General features: G+C 72.2%; 7 protein-coding genes and 2 pseudogenes. 5 read left to right on the top strand and 4 right to left on the bottom strand.

The window, feature by feature from the left end; genetic code table 11:
• The 4 genes and pseudogenes from CCN44_RS36440 to CCN44_RS36425 all read left to right on the top strand — a co-directional run.
• On the top strand, nt 1–501 hold a 501-nt coding region (locus CCN44_RS36440; protein ID WP_086702949.1), incomplete at its 5' end, for a molybdopterin-dependent oxidoreductase.
• Nucleotides 449–1,133: pseudogene (locus CCN44_RS36435) on the top strand (cytochrome b/b6 domain-containing protein). The gene CCN44_RS36440 and the pseudogene CCN44_RS36435, both read left to right, overlap by 53 nt.
• Nucleotides 1,134–1,587: 454 nt before the next feature.
• Entirely contained in the window at nt 1,588–3,201 is a 1,614-nt protein-coding gene (locus tag CCN44_RS36430) for a DUF6351 family protein (RefSeq protein WP_086702944.1), read from the top strand.
• Between the two features lie 44 nt (nt 3,202–3,245).
• Nucleotides 3,246–3,848 (top strand): DUF308 domain-containing protein, encoded by a 603-nt coding sequence (locus CCN44_RS36425; RefSeq protein ID WP_086702942.1) that lies wholly within the window; start codon nt 3,246–3,248, stop codon nt 3,846–3,848.
• 625 nt (nt 3,849–4,473) lie between these two features.
• Here CCN44_RS36425 and CCN44_RS36415 read toward each other — a convergent pair.
• From CCN44_RS36415 to CCN44_RS36400, 4 genes are all read right to left on the bottom strand, one after another.
• Nucleotides 4,474–5,334 carry a Bax inhibitor-1/YccA family protein gene (locus CCN44_RS36415; RefSeq protein WP_086702939.1) on the bottom strand — a complete coding sequence of 287 codons (861 nt, stop codon included), beginning with the start codon at nt 5,332–5,334 and terminating at the stop codon, nt 4,474–4,476.
• Between the two features lie 176 nt (nt 5,335–5,510).
• Nucleotides 5,511–5,978 carry an SsgA family sporulation/cell division regulator gene (locus CCN44_RS36410; RefSeq protein ID WP_086702936.1) on the bottom strand — a complete coding sequence of 156 codons (468 nt, stop codon included), beginning with the start codon at nt 5,976–5,978 and terminating at the stop codon, nt 5,511–5,513.
• A gap of 307 nt (nt 5,979–6,285) precedes the next feature.
• Nucleotides 6,286–6,753 (bottom strand): hypothetical protein, encoded by a 468-nt coding sequence (locus tag CCN44_RS36405; RefSeq protein WP_237480870.1) that lies wholly within the window; start codon nt 6,751–6,753, stop codon nt 6,286–6,288.
• Between the two features lie 184 nt (nt 6,754–6,937).
• Nucleotides 6,938–7,864 carry an alpha/beta hydrolase gene (locus CCN44_RS36400; RefSeq protein WP_086702933.1) on the bottom strand — a complete coding sequence of 309 codons (927 nt, stop codon included), beginning with the start codon at nt 7,862–7,864 and terminating at the stop codon, nt 6,938–6,940.
• 512 nt (nt 7,865–8,376) lie between these two features.
• Here CCN44_RS36400 and CCN44_RS36395 point away from each other — a divergent pair.
• Nucleotides 8,377–8,943, top strand: a pseudogene (locus tag CCN44_RS36395) (hypothetical protein); the annotation flags it as partial.

Here is an 8,943-nt window from a genome sequence, read left to right as displayed (position 1 = left end):
CCGCACAAGGACACGACCGACTACGAACTGCGGGTCGACGGCCTGGTGGACCGGCCGAAGACCTACACCCTCGGTGATCTGCGCGCGATGCCGCAGACCCGGATCGTCCACGATGTGCTGTGCACGGACGGATGGCGAGTGGACCGGACGCCTTTCGCGGGGGTCAGGCTCGCGGACATCCTCGACGCCGCGGGCGTTCGCTCCTCGGGCGCCGCGGTCCGCTTCACCTGCTTCGACGGCGCCTACACCGAGAGCCTCTCCCTGGCGCAGGCCCGCCGCCCGGACGTCCTGGTCGCGCTGAAGATGCAGGACAAGCCCATCACCCACGCCCACGGCGGACCGGTCCGTCTCTACGTGGCACCCATGTACTTCTACAAGTCGGCCAAGTGGCTGTCCGGTATCTCGGTCACCGACAAGGTCGTTCCCGGCTACTGGGAGGAGCGCGGCTATGCCGTCGACGGCTGGCTCGACGGCGAGGACCGGCACGGCCGCGCGGCCTGACGCCACGGGCCGGGTCCGCCGCTTCACCACCGCCGAGCGCCTGGTCCACCGGCTACCTGATGCTCCTCTGCCTGACCTCCGCCGCCTGTCTGTACATCGGGCCGCTGGCCCTGCTCGTCGGCCGGCGTCCTCTGATGCTCACCGTCCACGAGTGGTCCGGCATCTCGCTGCCGCTGCCCTTCCTGCTCGGGCTGCTCTCCACCGAGTTCCGCGCGGACCTGCGCAGGCTGAACCGCTTCGCTGTCTACGACCGGCAGTGGCTGCGGGCCGTCCGAAGGCGCCGCACGGCGCCCGGGGCGCGCCCGGCCGGGAAGTTCAACGCGGGCCAGAAGCTCTACGCGGGCTGGATCGCCGGCGCCGTGCTGGTGATGATGTTCACCGGCCTGCTCATGTGGTTCACCGGACTGCTTCCCTTCATCTCCCGCACCAGCGCCATCTTCGTCCACGACCTCCTGGCCTGGACGATCACCTTCGTCCTCGTCGGGCACATGCGCCGGGCCCTCAGGGACCCCGAGGCGAGACGGGGCATGCGCACCGGCTACGTCAGCCGCTCCTGGGCGGACTCCCACCACCCCCGGTGGCTGAAGGAGGAAGGGCTGGGTGCCGTGACCGGTGACTCGGACGGGGTGTGACATGCCTCCCGCCGGGAGACGGGTCCGGCCGCCAGGCGGCATGGGCGGCGACTGCAGCACCTCCGCCGTCAAGCCCTTGAGGCCGGGCGGCCGGGGAACCGAGGCCCCGGAGGGCTCGCCGACGCGCTGACGGCGGTGCTTGCACCGCGCCGCGCACCAGGCCGCCCGCCGACTGAACGCGTCGCCGCGGCCGACTACTGCGGGACCCGGCTGCGGCGAGCTGCACGCCGCCATGTTCGGCGGCAGCCCGCCGTCCGTGCTGGCACTTCCCTGCCGGATGGGCCGGATGGGCCGGCTGCTCCAGGACCCGCCCGGCGGAGGGCAGCACACGCACGGATCCTCTTTCGTCACCGGCTTAACCGGTGATAGCGTCCCGCTCGGACTTCCTGCTCATGTGCCGCGCACATGTGTGTGCCGCCGCCAGGCGCACACCTCTTTCTTGATGGGAAAATTCATGAGAAGACTTCTGACCGTTCTCGCGGCCGGGGTGCCGCTGGCCGCGGCGGTGTACCTGCCGACCGCGTCCGCCGAGCCCCGGACTTCCGCGACCGCCCCGCACGGCTGCACGACCACCTCGGTGAAAGCCCCGTCCGGCACCCGCGTCGAGTCCGTGACCGCGGTCCGCCAGGAGGGCGGCACCGTCCACGGCAGCGGCATCCTGGGCGGCACCGTCACCGGCGTACCCGCCTACTGCGAGGTGACGGTCACCCTCACTCACCCGGGCGACGGCGATCACGCCAGAATCCGGACCTGGCTGCCCGTCACCGGCTGGAACGGCCGCCTCCAGGCGCTCGGCGGCGCTGCCTTCTCGGCCGGGGACAACGGCGCCGGCCTGGCCACCGCTGTCAAGAACGGCTACGCCGCGACCACCACCGACGCGGGCGTCGGCGACGCCCTCGACGTCGGCTGGGCCCTGAACGGCCAGGGCCAGGTCAACACGGCGCTGCTGAAGAACTTCGCCTCCCGCTCCCAGCACGAGGCGGCGCTCGTCGGCAAGGAGGTCGTCGACGCGGTCTACGGCAGGCCCGCCTCGTACTCCTACTTCACCGGCTGCTCCACCGGCGGACGCCAGGGCTACATGGAGGCCCAGCGCTACCCCGACGACTACGACGGCATCCTCGCCGACGCGCCCGCCGTCAACTGGAACCGCTACGAACTCGCCACCCTGTGGCCGCAGGTCGTCATGAACAACGAGAAGACCTATGTGGCCGGCTGCAAGCTGGAGGCGTTCACCGCGGCGGCCGTCAACGCCTGCGACACGCTCGACGGCGCCACGGACGGCCTCGTCGACGACGCCTCCCGCTGCGACTTCGACCCGCGCCGGCTGATCGGCACCAAGGTGCTGTGCGAGGGCAAGGAGCTGACCGTCACCGCGGCCGACGCGGCCGTCGTCCGCAAGATCTGGGACGGCCCGCGCACCGCCTCCGGCAGGAAGCTGTGGTCCGGCGTCCCGGTCGGGGCCGACCTGAAGGGCCTCGCGGGCACCGCGCCCGACGCCGACGGCAACCTCAAGGGCGCGCCGTTCCAGGTGCCCGCCCACTGGACGGCGAGCTGGGTGAAGAAGGACCCGTCCTTCGACGCCTCGACCATCACCTACGGCCAGTTCACCGAGCTGTTCCAGCAGGCCGTGGCCGAGTACGGCGACCTCATGGACACCGACGACCCGGACCTTTCCGCATTCCGCATGTCCGGCGGCAAGCTCCTGACCTGGCACGGTCAGGCCGACCAGTACATCCCGCCGCAGGGCACCGTGGACTACCACCGGCGCGTCGTGCGGGAGACCGGCAGCGCCAAGAAGGTCGACGACTTCTACCGTCTCTTCCTCGCCCCGAACACCGACCACTGCGGCCTCGACGGCAAGGACGGCTCGGCCGACGGCCTCGCCGCCCTGACCGCCTGGGTCGAGCACGGCAAGGCGCCCCGGACCCTGCCCGCCACGCTCGTCAACGCCGAGGGCAAGCAGCTCGACCGCAACCTGTGCGCCTACCCCGAGGTGTCCCGCTACCGGGGCCACGGCGACCCGTCCCTGGCCACCAGCTTCCGCTGTGTCCTCCCCTCCCGGCACTGACCGGGTCGGCGACCACCCCCTGCCCCGAGAGAGGCCGAACCGACATGAGCACCCCGACAGCGACCCCGACAGCGACCCCGACCGGCCGGGCGGCCGCCGGCGAACGCTCCTCCCTGCTGAGGCTGTACCTGAGCCGCGGCATCCTCGCTCTGGCCTGGGCCCTGGCGTTCGCCGGCGCCCACGAGGACGTCGACGCGGCGGCGATCACGCTGCTGGTCGCCTACCCGCTGATCGACGCGGTGTCCTCGCTGATCGACTACCGCGCCACGCCCGACCGCTCCGAGCGCCGGGTCACCGCGTGCAACGGGGCGCTCAGCGCGCTGGCCGCCGCCGTCCTCGGCATCGCCGGAACCGGCGGCGTCGCGCCCGTACTGCATGTCTTCGGCGTCTGGGCCGTGGTGTCCGGCGCCGCCCAGGTCATCGTCGGGTTGCGGCGGCGCGGCCCCGAGCTGGGCAATCAGTGGCCCACCCTGATCTCCGGTGCGCTGTCCTTCCTCGTCGGCCTCACCTACAACGTCCAGGCGGCAGGCGACAAGACTTCGCTCGACGTGCTGTCCGTGTACGCCACGGGCGGCGGCGTGTGGTTCGTCCTCCAGGCCCTGCTGCTGGGCTGGAAGTCCCGGCGGCTGCGCGCCGACACGGTCTGACGGCCGTACCGTTCGCACCGTCCCGGCCCGCGCCCTGTGCGCGGGCCGGGACGTCGTCGTACGGCGGTTGCCCTCAGCGCCGGCAGGGACAGCCCGCCCCGGACGATCCCGGAGCCGATCCACTGCAACGGGTCCGCCGGGACGAGGAGTTCGAGTTCGGGGTTCCGGGTGAGCAGGGTGCGCAGGGCGATCGTCGCCTCCAGGCGGGCCGGTGGGACACCGGGGCAGTAGTGGATGCCGTTCCGGAAGGCCGGACGACGGGCGCGGGCGGCGGAGGCCGGCCGGCGCAGCCGGGTGTGGTCGGGCGGGCCGGCTCCCATCCTGTGCGCGCCGATGCCGACCCCAGGGCCGGTGAAGGACGTATCCGGCCGCGGCCAGGGCCTGGCCGACCTCCCGCAACCGATCGAAGCGGGCGGGGGAGTCCGCCTTGAAGGCGTGATCGATGGCCACCTCGCCGTCCTGGTGCGGGCAGTGCTCCGGGGACTCACGGGGCTCTCCCTTTCTGACGGTCCGGCAGGGCAGGTGGCCGTGGGGAGAGCGAGCCGGGCCCCGCGCGCACGCCCGCGCGCGGACACGCCGAAGGGGCATGCGCGTCGCGGCGCATGCCCCTCCGGCGTGGTGGGACTCAGTCGTCGCCGTTGAAGATGGTCAGCACCTGAAGCACTTCCAGGTAGATCCACACCAGGGTGGTGGTGAGCCCGAAGGCGGCCAGCCACGCCTCCTCGCGGGGGGCGCCGTAGGCGACGGCGTCCTCGACCTGCCGGAAGTCGAGGGCGAGGAAGGCCGCGCCGAGCAGGATGCCGAGCACACCGAAGAGGATGCCGAGGCCGCCGCTGTGGAAGCCCAGGCCGGTGCCCGCGCCGAAGGCGGAGAACAGCAGGTCGGCGGCCAGCAGCAGAAGGAAGCCGGTCGCGGCCGCGGCGACGAACCCGGCGAACCGCCGCGTGACGCGGATCCAGCGCATCCGGTAGGCGATGAGAACGCCCGCGGACACCGCGAAGGTGCCGAGCACGCCCTGCACGACCACACCTGGTGCGATGTACGTCGAGGTCGCGTTGGAGACGACGCCGAGGAAGACTCCCTCGAAGGCCGCGTAGCCGAGGATCAGCACCGGGGACGGCGTACGCCGCAGGCTCTGGACCAGCGACAGGGCGAAGGCGACGACCGCGGCGCCCACGGCGAGGCCGTAGGAGCGGCCGATGTCCGCCTCGTCGACGGGCAGCAGGAGCCAGGACAGCACCGCGGTGAGCACCACGGTGCCGAGCGTCGTCGCGGTGCGGACGACGACATCGTCCATGGTGACCGCGGTCCGGGCCGCGGCCGTCCGCGCGTCGGCGCCCGCCGCGGCGGCGTAGGGGTTGGTCGCGTAGTCGCCGGCCGACGGTCCGCCGACGGGGGAACCCACCGGATGACGCAGGTACGCGTCCGCCGGGGCGTCGTCACGGCGGGCGCCCCAGCGGGAGAAGATCGGGTTGCTGCTCTTCACGTCGTTCCTCCTCGTCCGCCGCGGGTGCGGCCTGGACGCAGCGTTGTCATCGGGTCCCCGGGACACATGTGTGTCGGTCACCGACCACCGGGCCGACGACGGCAACCCTCATGCGTCACCACTCTGACAGGTGACGTGAAGGGAGGCAAGCCATCCGGGCCCGGGCCCGGCCGCGTTCATACGCCCGGCATCCCCGGACCGCCCATCAGCCCCAGCAGGAAGCCGTCCCAGTCCAGACCGTCCATCTCCGTGTCGGCCGGGGCGATCCGGTAGGTGGCGTCCAGCCACTCCGTGAGTTCCGCGGTGGGCAGCTCGAACAGCGCCTCCATCTCCTGCGATTCGAGGAGCAGCCAGGACGAGGGCCGCTCACCGGGCAGCGTCGGCCACATCCGCACGTCGCCGCTTCCGCTCATCGCCGTCAGCCCGCGGTGCAGGAGCTCGCGGCCGATCCGCCAGATCAGACTGGGTCCGCGTTCCGCCAGGAACTCGACGGTGATCACCGCGGGCATGTCCGGGTCGAACCGGAACTCCGCCTGGACGGCCTGACGGGTGAACTCATCGAGCATCTGGTCGGTGTCCAGGAGCAGCGAAGGCACATGCCGCGGTGCCGACCGCGCCCGCAGCGGCGAGTGATCACGGTGCATGACAGGAGTTCTCCTCAGTGGTGTGAAGTCTGCGCATCCCACTGTCCGCGGCGCGTCCGGGGCACACATCGGTCACTTGACGGTCAAGCCGCGAACCCGGCGCGGCAGTTGCCGAAACCGCCTCGGACGTGCCCCAAGCCCTGACGTAAGTCAACGCCCTGCCAGCCGGCGTCGGACGAGGTACGCGTCCTGCCGGTGATGCGGCAGGTGTGAGTGACAGGGAATCCGGCGCCGCCGGAGCGCACCGGTGCGGCTGCTCCGGCCCGTCCGGTCCGCATGCCGGCCGGGCGGGTGCACACCTGTCAGGTCACGCCGGCAGGTCGGGGCCCGTGGTGCCCAGTTGCTCGGCCGCCACCACGGGGGGCACCGGCCACGTCACGCCCTTCGGTGGCCAGCTCTGCCCGGTCGCCTTGAGGAACTCGGACGGCGGCTCGTACAGCGGCGGCCGGCTCCCGTCGGGGATCGTCGAGGCCCACCCGACGCCGTCGGTACGCTCGGCGAACTCCTGCTTCATCGCCTCCAGCCGCTCCGGCTGTTCGATCAGGTCGATCGCGGCGGCCGCGAGGCAGCGGGCCGCGGACAGCAGCGCCTGGTGGCCGATGTTGGTGGCCGCCGTCGCGGTGGCGCCCCAGCTGCGGTTCGGGATGTTGGGCGGGTAGGCCGCGGACAGCAGTACGGCGGTCGGCGCCTGCCAGCTGACGTCGGCGGTGTCGGTGGCCAGTCCGCCGGTGTACGCGGCGGCCGGGGGAGCGAGCGGGGTCAGCGAGGTCGGCATGCCGGTCTCCGGCCGGCCCACTCGGCGGGACGGCACTGGCGGCGTCTGGGCCGAGGCGCACGCAAGGAAAAGGAGGACGACACGTGCTCCGTGCTCGGCCGAACTCCGACTTGTCGATCCCCCCTCAGTTCTGGGAGGGGCATCGGAGCGAGGCGGGGGAGCGGTGAGCTGACGCCGCTGCCGGTCAGGCCGCGGTGCCCAGGGCCGCGGTGAAGAAGCCGGTGAGCTTCTCGACGGCCGGGTCGATGTACTCCTTCTTGTCGTACAGGTCGACGTGGCTGGCGCCCGGGATCCGGTACAGCTCCTTGGGGCCGGTGGCCCGCTGGTGCGCCTCGACGGCCATCCAGGCGGTGACGGCGCGCTCGCCGATGATCTGGAGCATGGGGCGGGGGCCGATCAGCGGGACCGCGAAGAAGGCGTCGTAGAAGGCCAGCCTGTCGATGCTCTCCCAGGCGAGGAACTTGGCGGACCTCTCGTGCCCGCCGCGCGAGGTGCAGTAGTACTCGAAGCCCTCGGCGCCGTGCTCACCACCGAGCGCACGTGCCTGATCCGCCGTCTCGGGGAACATCGTCATCACGCCGGGGTCCTCGCCGCGGGCGGCGGCGGTGCGGGCCTGGGCGGCGGCGTCCAGCAGGGCCTGGAAGACGGCCGGGTCCTGGCCGCCCTCGGCGCCGAGGCGGAACTGGCGGGAGGGATCGGCGGTGCACACGGTCGCCACGGCCTTGATCCGGTGGTCGCCGCCGGTCGCGGCCAGCGAGTAGCCGCCGGAGGCGCAGATGCCGAGCAGACCGATCCGCTCCGCGTCGACCTCCTCACGGGTGGTCAGGTACGACACCGCGGCCTTGAAGTCCTCCACGCGCTGCGCCGGGTCCTCCAGTCCGCGTGGCAGACCGCCGGACTCGCCCTGGTGAGCCGCGTCGAAGGCCAGAGTGACGAAGCCGCGTTCCGCCATCAGCTGCGCGTACGTGCCGGACGTCTGCTCCTTCACGCCCGTACCGGGGTGACCGACGACGAGCGCAGGGCGTGGGCCGGGCGCCGGGGTGTCGGGAGTGTAGAGGTGGGCGGCGATGTCGTTGCCGGCGCTGTCGTAGGTGACGGTGGTCCTGGCCATGGCGCGCACTCCTGATAAGACGTTGACGGGGCGGTCGTGACGGTGCCGGGCGACGAGCCCCTCGGGGGCCGCGGCCTTCCGGACACACATCCACCGTCCGTCAGCCCCCGCACGGGCGGAAGAGACAGGTTTCTGCCGGGGAAAGAACCTTCCCCCCTTCGCACGCCAGGTGTGACGCCGGCCATGCCGGGGCCTCACGAGTGGGCAAGAGGCCGGTGGACTCGCCGGCACCCGCGCGCCCAGCCGCGGCAGCGTGCGGGTGACCTCGGCGGTGGACGGCGCCGCCGTCTTCGACGCGGTGCCCCGTTCTGCCGGTGACGATCACGCCGATACGGCCCCGCGATGATGGTTCCCATCCCCACGGGCCCGGCGACCGCCCTGCTCAGCTGTTGCGCGGCGCGCCGCGGCGCACGGCGGCTAGGCACACCTGGCGTGACATGTTGCCGAGTCGCACTTCACACATGTTTCTCGGTTTCCGGTGAACCTTGCTCTCCCGCGGTTTCGTTCCCCTCATGAGACGTGCCCGCACGATGGAGGCGAAGGTGAAGAAAGCAGACCTGTTCTCCCCGCAGGGACATCCGGCCCGTCCCGAGCTCCCGGAGCGTCCGCGAAGCGGCCCGGCACGGGACGCGGGCTCCCTGTTACGTTCCCCGCTAGGGCCTTATGTGCTGAACCGGCTGCCGGCCGACCTGGCCGCCGTCGCCCAGGGCCGCAGCACGTATGAACAGCTCGCGGCGGAGCAGTGCCGCGTGCTGCGCGCAGCCGGCGCGGAGGACGGACCGCTCGCCACCGATCCGTCCCGCGCACCCCTGGTCCAGCTCGACCTGCTGTTCATGCTCAACGGATACCTTCCGGCGGGCCCGACAGCCTTCCCCCGCCCGCTGCTGGCAGCCCTGGCAGCGCAGTGCGACCGGTATCCCCGGCTCGACCCGCACATGAGTTACGAGCTGCTCATCGACGTCAACTGCGCCGAATGGGAGACCACCGGGCACATCCGGGTCTTCTCCGACGGTGACCTCGGGCGCCTGGAACGCGACTTCTACCTCGGGCACCATCTGGCGGAACCGGCCGCGCGCGGC

The sequence above is a fragment of the Streptomyces tricolor genome, from assembly GCF_002155905.1.
GTDB lineage: Bacteria > Actinomycetota > Actinomycetes > Streptomycetales > Streptomycetaceae > Streptomyces > Streptomyces tricolor.
Note: the sequence above shows the minus strand (reverse complement) of the source record. Positions and strands in the feature narration are given on the sequence as shown.

Coding starts and splice junctions, on each gene's coding strand:
- CCN44_RS36430 (WP_086702944.1), top strand. CDS start 1,588: ATGAGAAGACTTCTGACCGTTCTCGCGGCCGGGGTGCCGCTGGCCGCG.
- CCN44_RS36425 (WP_086702942.1), top strand. CDS start 3,246: ATGAGCACCCCGACAGCGACCCCGACAGCGACCCCGACCGGCCGGGCG.
- CCN44_RS36410 (WP_086702936.1), bottom strand. CDS start 5,978: ATGCACCGTGATCACTCGCCGCTGCGGGCGCGGTCGGCACCGCGGCAT.
- CCN44_RS36405 (WP_237480870.1), bottom strand. CDS start 6,753: ATGCCGACCTCGCTGACCCCGCTCGCTCCCCCGGCCGCCGCGTACACC.
- CCN44_RS36400 (WP_086702933.1), bottom strand. CDS start 7,864: ATGGCCAGGACCACCGTCACCTACGACAGCGCCGGCAACGACATCGCC.